The organism is Oceanospirillum sanctuarii, from assembly GCF_002150805.1.
Lineage (GTDB): Bacteria > Pseudomonadota > Gammaproteobacteria > Pseudomonadales > Halomonadaceae > Oceanospirillum > Oceanospirillum sanctuarii.
The window spans coordinates 71,140-90,553 of record NZ_MTBA01000004.1; the positions used below are offsets into that span (position 1 = coordinate 71,140).

The 19,414-nt window shown below is 51.2% G+C and carries 17 protein-coding genes; 10 read left to right on the forward strand and 7 right to left on the reverse strand.

The window, feature by feature from the left end:
• Positions 1-122 precede the first annotated feature (122 nt).
• Both BV405_RS07305 and BV405_RS17985 read left to right on the forward strand, forming a co-directional pair.
• Positions 123-1,856: a methyl-accepting chemotaxis protein gene (locus BV405_RS07305; RefSeq protein ID WP_086480226.1), complete on the forward strand. Its 1,734-nt coding sequence runs from the start codon at positions 123-125 to the stop codon at positions 1,854-1,856.
• Positions 1,857-1,928: 72 nt separating this feature from the next.
• On the forward strand, positions 1,929-2,057 hold the full coding sequence (locus BV405_RS17985) for a hypothetical protein (RefSeq protein WP_281251649.1): 129 nt from the start codon (positions 1,929-1,931) through the stop codon (positions 2,055-2,057).
• 64 nt (positions 2,058-2,121) lie between these two features.
• On the opposite strand, the gene exaC is transcribed toward BV405_RS17985, so the two are convergent.
• Entirely contained in the window at positions 2,122-3,639 is a 1,518-nt protein-coding gene (exaC, locus tag BV405_RS07310) for an acetaldehyde dehydrogenase ExaC (protein ID WP_086480227.1), read from the reverse strand.
• A gap of 414 nt (positions 3,640-4,053) precedes the next feature.
• Between exaC and BV405_RS07315 the strand changes: the two genes are divergently transcribed.
• Complete coding sequence (locus BV405_RS07315; RefSeq protein ID WP_176330078.1) at positions 4,054-4,632, forward strand: glutathione S-transferase family protein; 579 nt, start codon at positions 4,054-4,056, stop codon at positions 4,630-4,632.
• 152 nt (positions 4,633-4,784) lie between these two features.
• Here the strand turns inward: BV405_RS07315 and BV405_RS07320 are convergent, their stop codons facing one another.
• Positions 4,785-6,590: a PQQ-dependent methanol/ethanol family dehydrogenase gene (locus tag BV405_RS07320; RefSeq protein WP_086480229.1), complete on the reverse strand. Its 1,806-nt coding sequence runs from the start codon at positions 6,588-6,590 to the stop codon at positions 4,785-4,787.
• 374 nt (positions 6,591-6,964) lie between these two features.
• Between BV405_RS07320 and BV405_RS07325 the strand changes: the two genes are divergently transcribed.
• A complete protein-coding gene (locus BV405_RS07325; RefSeq protein ID WP_176330079.1) occupies positions 6,965-8,953 on the forward strand; it encodes a diguanylate cyclase in 1,989 nt (662 codons plus the stop codon).
• Between the two features lie 151 nt (positions 8,954-9,104).
• On the opposite strand, the gene BV405_RS07330 is transcribed toward BV405_RS07325, so the two are convergent.
• The 5 genes from BV405_RS07330 to BV405_RS07350 all read right to left on the reverse strand — a co-directional run bounded on the left by BV405_RS07330 (position 9,105) and on the right by BV405_RS07350 (position 13,139).
• Positions 9,105-10,124, reverse strand: a complete 1,020-nt coding sequence (locus tag BV405_RS07330) for a quinoprotein relay system zinc metallohydrolase 1 (protein WP_086480231.1) — start codon at positions 10,122-10,124, stop codon at positions 9,105-9,107.
• Positions 10,124-10,954: a quinoprotein dehydrogenase-associated SoxYZ-like carrier gene (locus BV405_RS07335; RefSeq protein WP_086480232.1), complete on the reverse strand. Its 831-nt coding sequence runs from the start codon at positions 10,952-10,954 to the stop codon at positions 10,124-10,126. The genes BV405_RS07330 and BV405_RS07335 overlap by 1 nt, the downstream gene beginning before the upstream one ends.
• A 186-nt stretch (positions 10,955-11,140) precedes the next feature.
• Positions 11,141-12,034 carry a substrate-binding periplasmic protein gene (locus tag BV405_RS07340; RefSeq protein WP_245832270.1) on the reverse strand — a complete coding sequence of 298 codons (894 nt, stop codon included), beginning with the start codon at positions 12,032-12,034 and terminating at the stop codon, positions 11,141-11,143.
• A gap of 62 nt (positions 12,035-12,096) precedes the next feature.
• Positions 12,097-12,561, reverse strand: a complete 465-nt coding sequence (pedF, locus tag BV405_RS07345; protein ID WP_086480233.1) for a cytochrome c-550 PedF — start codon at positions 12,559-12,561, stop codon at positions 12,097-12,099.
• Between the two features lie 149 nt (positions 12,562-12,710).
• Positions 12,711-13,139, reverse strand: coding sequence for a cupredoxin domain-containing protein (locus BV405_RS07350; RefSeq protein ID WP_086480234.1), 429 nt, complete (start codon positions 13,137-13,139; stop codon positions 12,711-12,713).
• 164 nt (positions 13,140-13,303) lie between these two features.
• Here BV405_RS07350 and BV405_RS07355 point away from each other — a divergent pair, with 164 nt between their 5' ends.
• From BV405_RS07355 to BV405_RS07380, 6 genes are all read left to right on the forward strand, one after another.
• The gene (locus BV405_RS07355) at positions 13,304-14,584 is read left to right on the forward strand and encodes an ABC transporter substrate-binding protein (protein WP_086480235.1); all 1,281 of its coding nucleotides are present in this window, start codon (positions 13,304-13,306) and stop codon (positions 14,582-14,584) included.
• A 113-nt stretch (positions 14,585-14,697) separates the two neighbouring features.
• The gene (locus BV405_RS07360) at positions 14,698-15,747 is read left to right on the forward strand and encodes a YVTN family beta-propeller repeat protein (RefSeq protein WP_245832271.1); all 1,050 of its coding nucleotides are present in this window, start codon (positions 14,698-14,700) and stop codon (positions 15,745-15,747) included.
• Positions 15,748-15,757: 10 nt separating this feature from the next.
• Entirely contained in the window at positions 15,758-16,606 is an 849-nt protein-coding gene (locus tag BV405_RS07365; protein WP_245832272.1) for an ATP-binding cassette domain-containing protein, read from the forward strand.
• On the forward strand, positions 16,603-17,448 hold the full coding sequence (locus tag BV405_RS07370; RefSeq protein ID WP_086480236.1) for an ABC transporter permease: 846 nt from the start codon (positions 16,603-16,605) through the stop codon (positions 17,446-17,448). Before BV405_RS07365 ends, BV405_RS07370 begins: the two co-directional genes overlap by 4 nt.
• A 154-nt stretch (positions 17,449-17,602) precedes the next feature.
• Positions 17,603-18,424, forward strand: a complete 822-nt coding sequence (locus BV405_RS07375; RefSeq protein WP_086480237.1) for a rhodanese-like domain-containing protein — start codon at positions 17,603-17,605, stop codon at positions 18,422-18,424.
• A gap of 281 nt (positions 18,425-18,705) precedes the next feature.
• Positions 18,706-19,395 (forward strand): response regulator, encoded by a 690-nt coding sequence (locus BV405_RS07380; protein ID WP_086480238.1) that lies wholly within the window; start codon positions 18,706-18,708, stop codon positions 19,393-19,395.
• Positions 19,396-19,414: the final 19 nt, after the last annotated feature.

Genomic DNA, 19,414 nt, shown 5'->3' on the forward strand with positions numbered 1-19,414 from the left:
CCCTGCCTCTAACCCCATGAACAAAAAGAACAAAATAGCCTTTTTGCACATTATCTTTTGCTTTTTACGACCTAAGTCTAAATTGCCCGATGAATAAGAATAAAAGCGAAAAGGTAAACCCCATGACAGGTTCTTTGCGATCAATAAAAGTAACCACCCGTATTATGTCTCTGGCCACCTTTCTGGTGCTGGTAAAGCTATCTGTGCTCCTGCTGATTCTGTTTCAGCTGAATAAGATTGCCCATTTCAGCAAAAACCAGCAGGAGCAGGTTTCAGAGCAAAACCGCTGGATCGAACAGGAAGCAGAACTGATCGATCTTCAGGCAGAAACCCAGCTTCAGCTGCAACAGGCCCAAAGCATTCAGAAGACCTATTCGGATATGCTGTTCTGGTATTTTGATGGCAGCCTGACCCAGTACTACAACTCCCTGAATAAAGCAGCTGAATCCGCTGATGCTCTGGAAAACAAGCTGGCTAATCTGGCGATGGATCCGGATGCCGGTGAACTTATCCGCCCCATGCTGAGCAACCTCAGTGGCTATCGGGAATATATGGAAAGCGCTAATCAGTTCTACCTGCAGGGCAAAAGCAATCTGGCAGCCTCTGAGATCAGTGAAGCTCATCTGATTGTTGAAGCCATGAATCAACAACTGATGGAACTGACCGGCCTTTTCCAGAAACGTCTGAAGGCGAGTAATCAGCAGGTACAGCATGCGGTTGAACAAACCCTGAACGCCAGCGCACGAGTAGCCGCTTATAGCTCTCAGAGCAGCCAGAGTATCGACAGCATCTTCCGCTCCACTCTGCTGATTCTGTTGTTCACTGTACCCTTATCGATTCTGGTGGCTGTCGCTGTGATCCGATCCATCACCCGACCACTCAACCAACTGCAGCACGAGCTCACCACAATAGGACAGGAAAGCGATCTGACCCGCTCTCTGACCTTAGAAGGTCGGGATGAGATTCGCAGCATGGCAGAAGCAACTCAACAGCTGCTGACCCAGTTTAAGACCACCGTGGATGATGTTGATTATCTGGCGAATGAGCTGAAAGCAACCGCCCGAAAAGGTCTTGAAACCAGCCAGACCACACACCAGCAAAGTGACGAACAGAAGCAACTGAGTGAAACCCTAGCCTCTACGGCAACGGAACTAGGAGCCAGTGCCGACTCTATTCTGCTGACAACGGATCAGGGGCTGGAGCGGGTCGATCAGCTGGCAAACCGAGCTGTTTCAGGGCAACAGGACGTTCAGCAAACCGCCAAAACCATCAGCGAACTATCTGACGGCTTTAGTGACGTTGAGCAAAGTGTGCAGAGCCTGATTCAGCACAGTACCTCGATTCAGTCGGTTCTGGAGGTGATTCAGGGAATCGCCGAACAAACAAACCTACTGGCATTGAATGCCGCCATTGAAGCTGCCAGAGCAGGCGAACAGGGTCGGGGCTTTGCGGTTGTTGCCGATGAGGTACGAAGCCTTGCCCAACGCACCAGCGACTCAACCGATGAGATCCAGCAGATGGTCAACAACCTGCAGCGACACTCGCAGGATGCCATTCGCTCGCTGGAGCAAAACAGAGATCAGGTAAATGCCGGTGTCGCGCTATCGAAAACTGCAGAAGACTCGATACAGATCATCACCGATGAACTGCACCAACTGACCAGGGTAAACCAGTCTATCGCTGAGATCAGCCGGGAGCAGCAACAGGCCGTTACCAGTGTCGATCAGGGCGTGCAGGATATTCTGCAGAGGGCACATGCGGTCACCGAAAAGGCTTCTGCGTCCAGGGCGGTTAATCAGCATCTGGATCAGATGGCGGAGAAACTTCAGCAGCAGATCAGCCACTACCAGCATTGATTCAAGGGAAAAAAGCGAAGAAACGGCAGGCACAAAAAAGCCCCGACTGTGGCGGGGCAAGGATCCCGGAAGATGACGACAAAGCTTCAGAAGGGTTCCGAGGAACAAGGAACCCTGCCGGGTGAGTCTTTCGATAACAGAGCCAACAACGAAAGATTCACCGCTTCTCTTCTGGAAGATCAAGTACGCCGTGAAGCGTAACGTAGCAGGTTTGCCAGAGGCTTCACCGTCAGGTGAACGCCTCCGGCAAGAGGCATCCCGGGACTTAGAAGAAGCCCAGAGGATTGATGTCGTAGCTAACCAGCATGTTCTTGGTCTGCTGGTAATGATCAAGCATCATCTTGTGAGTCTCACGACCTACACCAGACTTCTTGTAGCCACCGAATGCAGCGTGTGCAGGGTACTGGTGGTAGCAGTTGGTCCATACACGACCGGCTTCGATACCACGACCCATGCGGTAAGACAGGTTCATGTCGCGGGTCCAAACACCAGCACCCAGACCGAACTCAGAGTCGTTAGCGATAGCCAGTGCTTCCGCTTCGTCTTTAAAGGTGGTTACGGATACTACAGGACCGAAGATCTCTTCCTGGAATACGCGCATGTCGTTGGTGCCTTTCAGCAGTGTCGGCTGGATGTAGTAACCACCCATCTCATCACTCAGCGCTTCTTTGTCACCACCGATCAGCACTTCAGCACCTTCGGCGCGACCGATATCCAGGTAGCCCAGAATCTTATCGAACTGCTCCTGAGAAGCCTGTGCACCAACCATTACTTCGGTATCCAGCGGGTTACCACGCTTGATCTGACCGATACGCTCGATCACTTTACCGATGAATTCTTCGTAGATGTCTTCCTGAACCAGCAGACGGGAAGGACAAGTACATACTTCACCCTGGTTGAAGAACGCCAGAACGGTACCTTCAACACACTTGCTTACGAATTCATCTTCCTGATCCATAACATCTTTGAAGTAGATGTTAGGAGACTTACCACCCAGCTCAACAGTAGACGGGATGATGTTCTCAGCAGCACATTTCAGAATGTGAGAACCAACAGGAGTAGAACCGGTGAAGGCGATCTTAGCGATACGCTTAGAAGTAGCCAGAGCCTGACCCGCTTCTGCACCGAAACCGTTAACAACGTTCAGAACACCTGCAGGCAGCAGATCTTCGATGGTTTCCAGCAGAACCAGGATAGAAGCAGGAGTCTGCTCAGCTGGTTTCAGAACGATACAGTTACCAGCAGCCAGAGCAGGAGCAATTTTCCATGCCGCCATCAGCAGTGGGAAGTTCCAAGGGATAATCTGACCAACAACACCCAGAGGCTCGTGGAAGTGGTACGCCACAGTGTTCTGGTCTACTTCACCGATAGAACCTTCCTGTGCACGGATGCAGCCTGCGAAGTAGCGGAAGTGGTCAACAGCCAGAGGCACGTCAGCAGCCAGAGTTTCACGAACCGCTTTACCGTTGTCATAAGTTTCAGCAACAGCGATTTTTTCCAGGTTCGCTTCAATACGATCAGCAATTTTCAGCAGCAGGTTAGAACGCTCGGTTACTGAAGTTTTGCCCCAGGCATCTTTAGCAGCGTGCGCAGCGTCCAGTGCCAGCTCGATATCTTCAGCAGTAGAACGTGGAATTTCGCAGATCGCCTTACCGTTTACCGGAGAAGTGTTCGTGAAGTACTGGCCTTTAGCTGGCTCAACCCACTTACCACCGATAAAGTTACCGTAACGCTCTTTGAAGTTTACAACTGCGCCTTCTGTTCCAGGTTGTGCGTAGATCATCTTATATCGCCTCTGTTTGTTGTTGTCTTTAAAGGTCGCCTTCGGCAAGAAAAGCGCCCTTTAGGGCATATCCAATATGAATTAACTCAGGTCGGGAAAACCGCTTCAGGCTGAGCCTCAGACAGTCTGTTCTGACCCTGTGTGACTACATCATGGTTGATCACTGCAAACCCAGACATGGCACTTTAGAGGCTAAAAAATAATCCTTTGGTACTAATTTTTTGGGTCCACGACTATTTGCCACCGCAGGCAAACAGGACTACAGTGCTTTTTGCCGAACACTGAATACGCGGTCTACAAGCAGCAATAAAACCTGTAACCGTAAGATTTTTAAGGCTTTTAAAAACAAAAACCTTTTATTCCATGGTGCATTTTCACGTCTCAGCGCACCCCCACTTTCAGGAGTTAATCCCGATGAAACTGGTAGGCTCACTTCCCTCTCCTTATGTACGCCGTTTACGTCTCTGGCTGGAAGGTCACCACTACGAATTTCTGCCACTGGATATCTACAGTGAAGCAGGCCGTGCCGAGCTGGAAACTTATACCCCGGCGATGAAAGTACCCATGCTGGTCGATGAAGAGCACTCCGTTTATGACTCCAGAATTATTCAGCGCTACCTGAACCAGAAACTGAAGAAAGAACAGCTCAGCTGGGAAGATGAAAACCTGATGTCCCTGATCGACTGCTTGCAGGAATCCTTCATTATTCTGCTGATGAGCCATCGCTCCGGTATCGATACCTCCGATGACCGCCTGATTCTGAACCTGCAGAAGGAACGTATCGCCCGCACGATGCCGGTACTGGAACAGGCCACCAAAGACGGAGACTTCAGCCAGTGGCAATACCCTGCGATCTGCCTGTTTACCCTGCTGGACTGGATTCAGTTCCGCGAACTGTTTGATCTGAAAGATTACCCGGCACTGGCTTCCTTCCATAAAGCACAGCTGGATAAGGCGATTGTTCAGGAAACCGATCCTCGCAAAATCAACTAGTCCCGCCAGATACTGAGTTATCAATATTCTGAAGCTAAAAGACCGGCTGCACGTTAACTACAGCCGGTCTTTTTTTATCTGCAGAGCAGGTGCTTAGAAACCGGGGAAACGGTGCTAAGGGCGAACACCTGCCTGCAGCGAGTCAGCAGGGCTTAGTTCAGGAAACCGAACAGACCACCGCTCTTCTCGTCTTCTTTAGGCAGTTTAAAGGTCCAAACGGAACCACCCTGGTTCAGGTGCTTAACACGCTTAGCTACTTCACCACCCCACAGAGGAACAGCACCACCCCAACCGGATACGACAGATACGTACTGCTCACCATCCTGTTCCCAGGTGATTGGAGAGCCAACGATGCCGGAGCCCGTGTTGAACTTGTACTTCATTTCACCGGTTTTCGCGTCAAACGCCATCAGATAACCTTCTGGGTTACCCATGAATACCAGGTTGCCTTTGGTCGTCAGAACACCACCCCATAGAGGAGCGTAGTTCTTGTAGCGCCACTTCTCTTCACCGGTTTTCGGATCGATTGCGCGCAGAACACCGATGTAATCATCGTGCAGCGGCTTAATGGTGAAGCCCGCACCCAGATACGCAGCGCCCTTCTTATAAGAAGTCGGCTCGTTCCAGATATCCATTTCCCATTCGTTAGACGGTACGTAGAACAGCTCTGTGTCCTGGCTGTACGCCATAGGCATCCAGTTTTTACCACCCAGGAAGGAAGGAGCCGCTACTACCGGCTGACCTTTCTTACCGTCAGCACTCTTACGTGGGTCACCCGGACGACCGTTGTCAGCAAAGATTGGACGACCTTTCTCATCCAGACCTTCAGCCCAGGTGATCTTGTCTACAAATGGGAAACCACGGATAAAGTCACCGTTTTCACGGTTCAGAACGTAGAAGAAACCGTTACGGTCAGCGGTTGCAGCTGCTTTAACAGTTTTGCCATTTTCCTGATAGTTGAAAGAGATCAGCTCGTTCACACCATCGTAATCCCAGCCATCGTGTGGCGTGGTCTGGAAGTGCCATACGATCTTACCGGTGTCAGGCTCGATCGCCAGACGGGAAGAAGAGTACAGGTTGTCGCCCGGACGCAGGTGAGAGTTCCAAGGCGCAGGGTTACCGGTACCGAAGAACAGCAGGTTGGTTTCTGCATCGTAGGTGCCGCCTAACCAGGTCGCTGCACCACCGGATTTCCACAGATCACCCGGCCAGGTTTTACCCGCTTCACCACCGGTGATACCGTTTTCAACCTTCTTACCGTTCTCAAATACATAACCCATGTGACCTTCTACAGTCGGACGGGTCCACAGCAGCTTACCGGTTTTCGCATCGTAAGCATCAACCTTACCAACGACACCAAACTCACCACCGGATACACCGGTAATCAGCTTACCGTCAACAACCAGAGGCGCAGCGGAGATAGAGTAACCCGCTTTGTAGTCGGCAACTTTTTTCTTCCAGCGAACCTTACCGGTTTTCTGATCCAGAGCAACCAGCTTGGCGTCCAGTGTCGCAAAGATCACCAGATCTTCGTACAACGCAGCACCACGGTTAATTACGTCACAGCAAGGCATAATGCCGTCCGGCAGACGGGCATCATACTGCCAAAGCTCATCACCGGTTTTTGCGTCAATCGCAAACAGACGGGAATAAGAGCCGGTTACGAACATCACACCATCTTTAACCAGCGGCTGAGATTCCTGACCACGCTGCTTCTCGCCACCAAAAGAGAACGACCAAACAGGACGCAGGTCTTTAACCGTGTCCGTATCCAGCTTATCCAGTGGTGAGAAACGTTGGCCACGATGGCCCAGACCATTGGTTACCACGTCATTAGTGGTCATCTGGTCGTTAGCAATATCGGTGTCCGTTACCTTAGCGGATGCAGTACCTGCCATCATGGCAGAAACCAATGCCGTCGCCAGAAGCGACTTCTTGCCCAAAGCTTTTGTTATCATGAACTGTCTCCTGTGAGCGCCTTTGTTATTAAATTGTTCGGCTCTCTCATTTCAATGCAGGGGACAGTCACCAACAATACAACCACAGACCAGTTTTGGTTGTACGTTTCGGGGTGAAAAGTGCTGTTTTCACCCACTTTAGGTGTAGACCTTACGTCACAGGTAGTACACCAACAACACCAAGGTATTAGACAGACCGCAATCCCGCTAAGCAGGAAACCTATCCGGCAAATTTAGTGTCAGAATTGAGATTATTATCCGCATCTAATGTGGCAGAATGCGGATATAATCTGTTACTTCATGTAAACGTAATCGAATGACAGATCACCCCGGCACCTATCATGAATGGCGCAGCAGGAAGGGATACCGACGTTATGAGTTTTTTATACCGCTTTAACACCAAGCAGATCTTTCTGGGTATTGTCCTCGCCGAAGCCGCTGCCATCTTTCTGTTGGTCAGTTTTGTCTTTTCCGTTCTCACCGGTCAAACCAAGTCACAGGCCCTGACTGATATGGAAGCCATGACCCGCTCCGTGGCTCAGCAGGTCGATAAGGAGCTGAACAAGGTCGCCCTGAGTACCAAAATCATCTCCGATGCCTACATGCAGGCTTATAACAATCTGCCGGAGCAATTTGATGACCAGCTTTGGCGCAAGCGTATGCATCAGACAGAAACCAGCTGGGGTTTCTTTCACGATGGTCAAAACAGAGCGGAGACCCCTTTTCAGTCTGAGACCCTGACCAGCTTTGTCGACCGGAATACCACCTTTGATCAGGATGTCGCCCGCCAGATCGCCGCAGCAGATGCTGTTAAATATCTGATTCAGGGGGTGTACAACAACTATCGCTACTCCTGGGTTTATATCAGCACCGAAGATGATCTGGTGCATATCTACCCCAGTGTCAGCCTTGAATACTCATCAGCCTCAACCAAGCCAACCAGTAAGCACTGGTATCTGGCCGCAGACTTTGAAAACCGAAGCTACGGTTGGGAAGAACCCTACAGTGACCTGGGGGGACAAGGTCAGATGGTAACCGTCTCCTACCCTTTCTATGATCAGAATGATCAACTCAAGGGTGTGACCTCTCACGATATTAAAGTGCAGCAGCTGTTAGACAGCTTTTTGAAAGATATCGAGCTGTACGATAACGCCACCATTATCGTTACCTCCCAGTACGGCAAAGCGATCTCTACTAATCAACAACGCTACAACGATGAGATCGAGAACCGGAACAAGGACAGCTACAAGGGCGTACTCTATTACATCGCTCCGGAACGCCTGAACGAACTCAAGCTGGAAAACCCGGACTTTGTGAACTCCTCCTTTGTCGAACTGAACCGCCTGTCAGATAGCGTGATGCACCGACTGGCTAATAATCAAGACCTCTCCTTTGAACTGAATATTGATCCTGCCAGTGATAATGAGCTTTATCAGGTCAGCGCGGTACAGATTCCTGCCACCGGCTGGACCATTATTAACGCTGTACCCAATGCTTCGATCGTCGGCACACTGGACTCCATCAACCGACAGATGCAGATCGCTATCGCCATGATTCTGGCCTGTCTGTACGCGGCTATCGGCTTTATCTACTACTCACGCTTGTTTGTACCGATTCATAAGATCTCCAGTATCGCCAAAGCGATCAGTGGCGATAATCTGGATCATAAACTGCCAACCCGCTACTCCGGCGAAATGGGCAACCTGTTTAAAAACTTCGCCCACATGATAGAACAGCTGAAGCAATCCAAAGCCCTTGCCAGTCGCTACCACAAAGAGCTGGAAGAAGAAGTTCAGGCGCGAACTGAAGAACTGCACGAGAAGAACAAACTGCTGGAAAAAATCGCCGAGACAGATGCCCTCACCCAGCTGTCTAACCGAAACAAATTATGGCGTTCACTGGCAGAAGCTCTAGATCCAACTGACCAGCAAAAACCGGAAACCGTTACTTCCGTGATCATGCTGGATATCGACCACTTCAAAGAGGTTAACGACACCTACGGTCATAACACAGGGGATATGGTGCTACAGGAATTCGCCAAAATTCTGCAGAACACCTGTCGTGAGACCGATATTATTGGCCGCTGGGGCGGTGAAGAGTTTCTGATTATCTGCCCGAATACTCAGCAGGATGCCTGCCTCCAACTGGCAGAGACGATCCGCACCCGCATCGAAAGTGCGTCCTTCCCGCAGGTGGGCAAAGTAACTGCAAGCTTTGGCGTTGGTTTGTGCCGAATAAACGATAGCATTGATACCGTTCTGGAACGCACCGACGAAGCCCTCTATCAGGCCAAAGCCAATGGCAGAAATCAGGTGTGCTCATCTGATCCGGAGCGGGCGTCAGAAGCGAGTCCGACGGCATAAAAAAAAGGCCAGCGGGGAGCTGGCCAACAAGAGGGTGAGAACCCAAGAACAACAAGCACGTTGCTTGTTCAGGAGTAGAAAGGAAAACTTCAGTCTTAAACTGACTATAGACTACATTTTTTCCGGTGCACAAAAATTAAACAGAAGCTGATCACTGTTTTAATGCATTTTCTTCATACTGGGGATACCAGTGACTCAGTGATCGGGTGAACTCATAACGCTGCATAACAACAGATTTGAAGGCAGGATTCAGAGGCCAGTTCAGCATCTCAGCCATCGACCAACCCTCTTCAGCCCCCTGTTTAAAGCTTTTATCCAGCCACTTGAGATAGTCCCGGGTCTGTTTGATCCCTTCCCCTTTCTGATGCACAGGCCCATGTCCCGGAACAAGAAGGCTATGGGACAAGCCCTCTAACTGATCAAGAGCTGCCAGCCAATCATTAAGTACCGCATGAGGGGTTGTCAGTGCCCGGTTGTAGAACACCAGATCTCCGGCAAAAAGCACACCTGTGGTACGATCCAGCAGGATCAGATCGCCATGGGAGTGCCCGTCTAAGAGACGCACTTCCAGCTGATGTTCTGATGAACCTGAACCCAGAACAATCTTGCTGACACCTTCTTTCAGCACCACACCCGGAGCGACAGAACGGGTACCTTTCATTGCAGCGCCTACCATCCGGTACAGGTTTTCTGCCAGATCAGGCCCTTGTTCGACAATCATCCGCTGAGTCGGCTCTGCACTATAGGTTCTGTTCTGTGGAAACACCTGATTGCCCAGAAAATGATCCGGATGGGCATGGCTGTTGAGCACATAGCGAATGGGCCCACCACCCTGTTCTTTGATCCATACCGAAAGCGCCTCGGCAAAAGCTCTGGAAGGCCCGGTATCAAAAACCAGAGTTTCCTGCTCGGTCAGAATGATGCCGATATTGGCGATCATACCGCCGTTTTCAGGGGTAAAGGGTTCATTCTTGCCCATGACCACCCAGGTGTCCGGAGCGATATTCACCGGCTTGATCTCATAAGGCGTCGCTGCAAAACTGACGCCGGAGAGCATCCAGAAAAACAGGATTCCCACCAGCACAACACCGGAATGCAGACGCTCCAACCAGAAACGAAGCGTCAGGCGAAGTTGTGACAGCAGACGATTTTTAATCGGCATAGACTTCATCACATCACCTCCTTGCCATTCAGCTGATACACAGGTGAGGTGAAATCGTTGCCATCGTTATCTCTCAGATGCAGCTGGTAACCTTCAAGACTTTCCGGTGCGCTCTCTTTGGCAAAGCTAAAGGTCAGGCGAGGGTTGGCACTCACGGGAGCGGACAGGTTCAAACGACCAAGGGCTGTAGCACTCTGGTCGGTCAGAGTGATCTCATTCAGCCAGAACGCCGGAACCCCTTCCACCAGACCGGTATCCATAGGGTGCGAGACCTGCACCTTCAGGCGGTGGCTGTTGCGGGTAAATAAACGCCCTTCGATCTGGCCCAGATTACTCGCCCAGTCATCACTGGCGGCTTCTTTTTTCGGCGCGGTACAACCACCACCGGAGGCATCCACATAATTGCGCCCCACATGCCAAAGACCAGAAGCATCCTGCACCAGCGCATGCACAGGTGTCGCCTGCTGCACCCGGAACTGCAAACCGATATCCGGCAAACTGCCAGCATCCACTTCGTAAGTGGCGATATGCTGAATCGGGTTCAGATCAGCAAACAGAATCAGGCGGCGGGCATCAGCAATCTGATGACGAACCATCACAGGCACCTGTGTCGAGTCTTCGGCAAATTCCGGCAGGATAATCTGTACCCTGGCGCTGTACTGCCAGGGTTCATCACGGATAAATTGCTCGCGCATGTAATCCCACATCACATCCATCAGGGGATTCGCTTCATCAACAGCAGGCTGAGCAGCTGCAAAAGAGGGTTTGCAGACAGCAAAGAATGAGAGACACGCCATCAGCAGCAGATTACGCGCCTTGGCAGTAAAGCAGATCGACATAACACCTCCTCTGTCAGCGGTACTGACTTATTGTTTTTGTGTTCGGGTGTTCAGTTTTTGATTATTTCAGTTTATTTATGCAGTTATGCCTGTTGTCTCCCGTCAGGAGACAACAGGCTAAATTTATGAAAACAAGCCGCAATTCCGGTAATCCGACCCGGAAGTTGGTTGAACCTCAAAGAACAGCTACTGCGCCGAGCGATACAGATCCGGCAGCATATAGCTGACACCGTAACGCTGACTGATTTTCTCCAGCGTACCGTCTTTAGCTGCAGCCTCCACCACATCCGCCAGTGCGTAGGCAAACTGTCGATAGTTGGTATGCACCGCCATACCGATATCCCAGTCCAGCTTATGTAACCCCGGCAGAGCAATTGCCGGAATCTCCATGGCGGGCTTTTTCTGGCCTGCCAACCACTGCAACTGGCTTTGCATACCCATCATGGCAGCGATCTCTTTGCGCTTCATCGCTTCCATCGCTTCCGAAAGACTCAGGAAGTGGCGTACCTGATTGCGCATCTGGCCGTTAAAAGCCGACAACAGGTAGATATCCGGCAGGCTGTCGGTTTCCACCCCAACCGGGTAGTAACGCAGCACTGCTAAGGTTTCCAGGGAGTCCATCTGAGCAGGGTCATAACCCACGCGCCAGCGTTCTTTCTGATACGGGCCAAACATGTGCACCAGATCGTTTTTCACATGACCAAACTCATCGGTCTGATATGAAAATTCACGATCGTAGGGAACACGCAGCATCACATCGGCGATACCGCCGCCAAGATAGTGGCCTTTCCAGACATGATTACGCAGATCATCGTCCAGAGTTTCATCCGGCACCATCCAGCGAAGTTTCAGATCCAGCTTCATCTTCTTAGCAATATGCTTAGCCAGATCCACATCGATTCCCTGCTCTTTTCCGGACTCATCCTTCCAGGAGTAGGGAGCAAAATCTCTGTACACGGCAATCTCGATAAAACCGGATGCCATAACATCATCATACGAACGCGCCTGAGCCGGCAGCACCTGTCCCAGCAGGACAAGTGCCAGACACAGAGCGCTTAACAGGTTCAGGCGCTTCATCATCAAATCTCTATCTGAGTTCGATTAAGGGTTTGCATCGTGCAATAACCGTTAAAGGTCAGCACTTACAGGTTGGCATCGTACTTGGTTTCTAACCATGCACGAATCGACCACAGAGTTTCCTGACTCAGGTAGTCCGCCATTTTTGGCATGTAAGGTACGCCGTTACGAACAGCACCGTTACGAACACGATATACGAACCACTCGTCGCCATCGTAGCCTGGTTCCAGTTTACGCAGGTCCGGTGCGATACCGCCGGAGATGCCATCCAGACCGTGGCAACGTGCACAGTTTTGCGCGTAAGCAGATTCACCAATCTTGATCGCTTCTTGGTTGCCTGTGTATGGGTTGGTTTCTTCCCACTCGTCACCCAGAGGTGGCAGTGCAGAGATATCAACCTTCTGCGGCGTTACGTCACCATGGGCCCAGGCCTGAGAAGCCATTACGGAAGCGCCCAGTACAGCGGTTACCAGAAGTTTGCGAGCTGTCAGCAGTGTTTGTGAAGGGGTTAGGCTGTTGTGAGTAGTCATTGTTATTCTCCAGTTCTATTTCTAAAGCCTGCTTAAGGGATTATTTTTGTGAAATTGGTTCTTAAAGGCTGTGCTTACATCAACAAGGCGGATAAAACAGGCGACCTCTGTGTGCAGGGCAGTGCACACACAAGCCGCCCAAACCTGAATCAGCGCACGTTAAACACCCCATGCATCCCTTTGTGCTCCAGACCTTCTGCGAAGAACTTAAACTTGCCCGGTTTTACCGGTACGAAGTACAGTTCCATCTCGCCAGCCTGTTCGAATTCCAGCTCGACCAGAGAAACGGCCTTGATCTCTACATCTGCGACTTCCACTTTGCGCAGATAAACAGAGGCGAAGAACTCCGGAGCTTTCAGTGCGTACTCCTTCAGACCGGAGGATTCAATCTCAAGACTGTAGGCCTTGCCTGTCTCAAGCTGATACTCGGTCTGTGACATGCCGTAACCGCTTTCCTGAGTACCCAGTACCAGTTTTGGCAGCTCGGTAGGTTTGCGGGTCAGATCTCCTTTTGCCTGTGCCATTGCAGGCAGCAGAGCAATCAATGCAGTCAGTACGATACTTTTCATGTGAGTCATAGGTGCTTCCTCCTGAATATGACATTCATGTTAGGAAGTGACCGAAACTGAAAATATGGTACTTGAGAACTAGATTGTTCCTTCTTTGTTCTCATTCATAAATGCCCACCACAGACCTAATCTGCAGCTATATTCATTGACCGGCGTCACAGCTGGAGGGAAAAATGCTAAGGATATTTGCTGCTGTCCAGACTCTCAGAGCAGGACATAAAAAAGACAATAAAAACAAAAAGATAACGGCAAAAAAAGGCCCTATCAAAGCGGCTTTTGCCGTCGGAATCGCACTTTTCAGCGCCAGCAGCCTGCCTGCTATTGCGGCAAAGAAAGTGACCGAAATCCCCCTTCATTACCTACGCCTTGTGCCTGAAGCACGCCCTGTGCTTTCCAATATTCTGCCGCCGCCGAAAGATCTCGGAGAGGCCGGTGCTGAGCTTGCGATTGCCGACAGCAACACCACAGGACGCTTTCTGGGTCAGCACTACACCCTTAACAGCCAGCGCTTTGATGAAGCCGATGCCCTGTTAAAAGCAGCAGAATCCATTATCAAAAAAGATGCCGTCGTACTGGTAGACGTGCCAACTGCTCTGATGGCTCAGCTGGACAAACAAGCCAAAGAGAAAGGCGCACTGCTGTTTAACGTGGCCAATCCGGATGATGCCCTGCGTACCAGCCAATGTCTGAATAACACTTTCCATACCTACCCCAGCCGCAGCATGCTGACCGATGCGCTGGCACAGTGGCTGGCGGGACGCCGTTTCAGTCAATGGTTTCTGATTGCAGGGCCGACTGAAGGTGATCAGGCTTATCTGGCCGCTCTGAAGCGCTCGGCCAAACGCTTTGGCGGCAAGATCGTTGACGAGAAAAGCTGGAGTTTTGATACCGACCTGCGTCGCACCGCTCAGAAAGAGCTGCCTCTGTTTACTCAGGCAGAAGACTACGACGTAGTTCTGGTGGCCGATGAAGAGGGCGACTTTGGTCATTACGTCCCTTACAACACCTGGCTGCCACGGCCGGTGGCCGGTACTCAGGGTCTGACACCGGTTGCCTGGCACCGCGTTGTGGAGCAATGGGGCGCGGCTCAGCTGCAATCCCGTTTTATCAGGCAGCAGGAGCGCAACATGCAGAGTGAAGACTACGCCGCATGGGCTGCGGTTCGCTCAGTTGCTGAAGCGGTGACCCAGAACCGGAAAGATCCGAAGGCCTATGAAGCCTCACATATTCAACAGTTTCTTCTGAGCGACAAATTCCATCTGGCGGCCTTTAAGGGCCACAAGCTGACCTATCGCGACTGGAACGGCCAACTGCGCCAGCCAATCCCTCTGGTTCAGCCCCGTTCGCTGGTATCCCAGTCACCGCAGGCTGGTTATCTGCACCCGGTCACCGAACTGGACACCCTGGGTTTTGACCGCCAGGAAAGCCAGTGTGAAATGAAGAACACGCTTTAACAGCTTCGCCAAAGAGTGAAGTGCTGAAATAACAATAAAACCCTGACCGAAACCAGCCCATGAAGGCTGAAACGATGAAAAAAATAACACCTTACGGACACAGGTAACCGACTATGAAAATGCTAACAACCAACAAAATGCTAAAGCAGCTGAGAAATCTGCCAGCCAAAGCAGGCCTTTCCGCTCTTATGCTGGGTTCACTCGCGCTGGCCAACCCGGCTGCCGCTGATATGGCTTATATCAGTAACGAGAAAGACAACTCCCTCTCTGTGATCAATCTGGACACACTGGAAGTAGTAAACACCATCGATGTGGGTCAGCGCCCGCGGGGTATCGTGTTCAGCAAGGACTACACCAAGCTTTATATCTGCGCCAGCGACGATGACACCGTACAGATTATGGATACCCGCACCGGTCAGATTATCGCCAACCTGCCATCCGGTGATGACCCGGAGCAGTTCGCCCTCTCCCCCAACAACCGTCACCTCTTTATCGCCAACGAAGATGATGCCCTCGTAACCATCGTTGACACCGAAAAGCGCGATGTCATCGCCCAGATCGATGTAGGTGTCGAGCCGGAAGGCATGGCGGTCAGCCCGAACGGCAAAATTGCGGTAAACACCTCTGAAACCACCAGCATGCTGCACTGGATCGATACCGAAACCCACGAGCTGTACGACAACACTTTAGTGGATCAGCGCCCTCGTCATGTGGAGTTCAATAAAGATGGAAGCCTGCTGTGGGCATCCTCCGAGATTGGCGGCTCCGTGGTGGTGATCAACACCGAAAACCGCGAAATCCTGAAAAAGCTGCGTTTTGAAATCTCAGGTATTCACCCGGATCGCATTCAGCCCGTGGGTGTAAAACTGAGCGCCGATGGTCGCTACGCCTTTGTTGCCTTAGGCCCTGCTAACCATGTTGCGGTTGTTGATGCCAAAAGCTACGAAGTGATCGATTATCTGCTGGTGGGTCGTCGTGTATGGCACATGGAATTCAGCCCGGATCAGAAACGCCTGCTGACCACTAACGGTATCAGCGGTGATGTTTCCGTGATCGATGTTGACAAACTGAAAGTGATCAAGAGCATCAAAGTTGGCCGCTACCCTTGGGGTGTTGCGATTCTGCCGACAGAAGCGATGAACCAGCTACAGGCTGAACGCTAAGGAGTCGCCCATGAAGCCGCTGAACATGACCGATACTGACGCCAACACTGTCAGTTCCGATGAGGTACTGAACTCAGTTCCTGTTCTACTCTCGGTTCAGGGACTGAACCATCGTTATGGCCAGCGGCAGGCGCTTAATCAGATCGACCTTAAGCTCTATCAGGGGCGCTTTAATGCGCTTCTGGGGGCTAACGGTGCAGGCAAATCGACTCTGTTTAATCTATTGGCAGGGCTGATTCGCCGTCAGGAGGGGGAGCTGGTGTTTAACGGCGATCCCCTTGATAAAGCGACACCGGACTACCTCTGCAATCTGGGGATCGTTTTCCAGCAAAGTACGCTGGATCTGGATCTGACGGTCGGCCAGAACCTGCACTACCATGCATCCCTTCAGGGCATGAGCCGCAAAGAGGCCAAAAACCGGATCCATCAAGAACTGGAACGTCTTGAACTACTTGACCGATTGAAAACACCAGTGCGCCAACTCAACGGCGGCCATAAGCGTCGGGTAGAGATCGCCAGGGCACTGCTGCATAACCCCGCCTTTCTGATGCTGGATGAAGCCACAGCAGGTCTTGATATTCAGACTCGCCGCCAACTCACCGAATACCTGCATCAGCGCTGCGAAGAAGGTTTAACGGTACTTTGGACAACCCATCTGCTGGAAGAGATCGCTGATGAAGATCCAGTCACTATTCTTCATCAGGGAGAAGTGGTTTGCGCAGGGCTACAGAAAACGCTTCTTGCAAAAAGTCCGGATGCCTCACTGGCCGGGCTGTTAAACGGTCGCGTCGAGGGCTGTAAAAAGGCCGCGGGTCAGACCAGCAAAACGCCATCACAAAACCCGGAGCCAGCGCTATGAATGCCCCGATTAAGATCCGAAAACATCAGGGTGGTATCAGCCGCTACTGGCGCACCTTTGTCGGTATCAGCCAGCGTGAACTGCTGCGTTTTGTTCAACAACGTACCCGCTTCCTCAGTGCTCTGATCCGCCCTCTGCTCTGGCTGGTGGTGTTCGCCGCCGGTTTTCGTGCCGTGCTGGGTGTTTCCATCATGCCGCCCTACGGCACTTACATCACCTATCAGGTTTATATCGCACCAGGCTTAGTAGCCATGATCCTGCTGTTTAACGCTATGCAAAGCGCGCTCTCTATGGTGTACGACCGGGAGATGGGCAGCATGAAGGTTCTGCTCACCAGCCCGCCACCACGAAGCTTTCTGCTGATCAGTAAGTTAGTCGCCAATGCCTTAGTCTCACTGCCTCAGGTGATGGTGTTTCTGCTGATCGCCCTTCTGGTGGATGTTGATCCACCACTGATCGGCTATCTGGCGGTTCTTCCTGCTGCACTGCTGGTTTCTGTCATGCTGGGGGCGATCGGTTTGTTTATCTCAACCTTTATCCGCCAACTGGAGAACTTTGCCGGCGTGATGAACTTTGTCATCTTCCCGATGTTCTTTCTCTCCTCTGCACTCTATCCCCTCTGGAAGATGCAGGAGGCCGGTATTCTGCTGCATACCGTCTGCCAGCTGAATCCGTTCACCTATGGGGTGGAACTCATACGTTTCAGCCTGTATGGCGAACTGGACAGCCACTCGCTGATGGTGGTTTCAGGAATCACTCTTGCCTTCCTGACGCTGGCAATTATCAGCTTCGATCCGCAACGTGGTATGAAAAGTAGCGGAAAACCAGTACCAAAGGCGTAGTTTTTCTACGCCCTGAGTAGTAATCAGCAACCACCAAAGCAGAAGATCATTTTTTAACCAGAAGGCCTAAGTTAAAACTGAGGCCAGTGACAACACGGCCCAGCTAATGCTCTGCAACTTTTAAGCAACAGCCTTCTGGCGACGAGAGACAATAATGACAATATCTCGCACAGGGGTTCCGAATGGCACAGCTCTGCCTGCTCGTTGGTATGAGACCATCCGGTATCGCCTGACAGCTTTACTGCAACCTGCCGATAATCTGACTGCGCTCTCCTTCGAAATCCCGAAGAAGGTGTTAGCCGTATCCATGATTCTTTTCTCAGCAATCAGCTTATCAGCCTGTAGCGTTATCGAGACGTCCCTCGCATTGCAGAACTCATCTGTTGCCGAAGAACAGATTCAGGCTCAACTGAATCCGGATCAGTATCTGCAACCCCTAAGCGAAGAAGACCAGCAACTACTTTCCGATCCCAGCCTTTTTGACGCTAATGGCCTGCGAAACAGCCGTTATCGTGCTCCGGTTCCCTCTCAGGCTCCGGGAGCTATGACCCTTTCTGATAGCGAGTTTGTCACGCTTAACGAACAAAACCGTTTACTTCTGATCGATGTTCTTCCGACAACCTTGCGGGAAGGTCGCTTTATCAATACCAAACAACATAAAACGATCCCCGGTAGTTTCTGGTTGGCCAATACCGGCAAGGCCGATGCCCCTGAATCGATCAATCGGTATTTCTCTGATCAGCTTTCCATCCTGATGGCGCGCCATCCCGATAAGACTCCGGTATTCTTCTGTAAAACCGATTGCTGGATGTCCTGGAATGCCGCAGCCAAAGCCAGTGCATTGGGAATTAAACCTCTGTACTGGTATCCCTCAGGCATCGATGGCTGGCAGGAAAAAGGAGGGGATCTGGTGCTGCAACCACCGGTTCCATTAAGCGGGTCATACACTCAGCAAGGTGTCTCCACCACGCAATAAAACAGGATAACCACTTTAATATTAAGGGGTTACATAAATAGTTTATGTAGAATTCACTGAACTATTGTCGGATGCACAAAACGGAACCAAACAGTCATGATAGACTGCGAAATGATTCCGAAGGCAGACGAAGTCAGGTTGAACAGCCTGCAAAGCCCAACAAACAACCCAATAACAGCCCTGTGACCAGTACGGCTCTATGACTAATACAGCCTTGAAGCTAGAACAGCTCTGCGAACTAACGACGGCCCACGACAAAAGACAATAAGAAGGGGTTTGCCATGTATAAAATTGTGACTGCTGATGACCATCCTATCTTCCGGGAAGCGATCGCCAATGTGGTGCGCAGCCGGTATCCGGACAGCGAAATTCTGGAGACCTGCAATCTGGATGATACCCTTGCTCTGATCGAGCAGGATGACGAGGTCGATCTGGTACTGCTCGATCTGAATATGGACGGTATGGATGGCTTTCAGGGCCTGATGCGTCTGCGCGAAATGGCACCTTCAATCCCTGTTGTTATTGTCTCTGCCGAAGAAGACAAAAAGGTTGTTCTGCAGGCGATCACCTTTGGTGCGGTTGGCTTTATTACCAAATCCTCCCCACGGGATCAGATGCATAAGGCTCTGGAACAGATTCTGGCGGGTAGCGTCTATCTACCCTCAGATATTATCCGTGGCGACAATAACTCTTCTGCAAATCTTTCCGGCGCACAGGCGCTGCGCCAGCAGAAACAGGCAGAAACCATTGACCCTGCACTGCTCTCTTCCCTGACCCGCCGCCAGATTATTGTGCTGCAGCGTATGGCTGAAGGGGAATCCAACAAGCAGATTGCTTATACCCTGTCGATTGCTGAAACCACAGTTAAAGCCCACGTATCCGCTATTCTGCGTAAGCTTGGTGTGAGCAACCGCATTCAGGCCGTCATTGCAGCCCGCGATATCGACTTCTCTGAGCTCTCCCGCTTCTGAGCTAACGGTTTTAGATCTC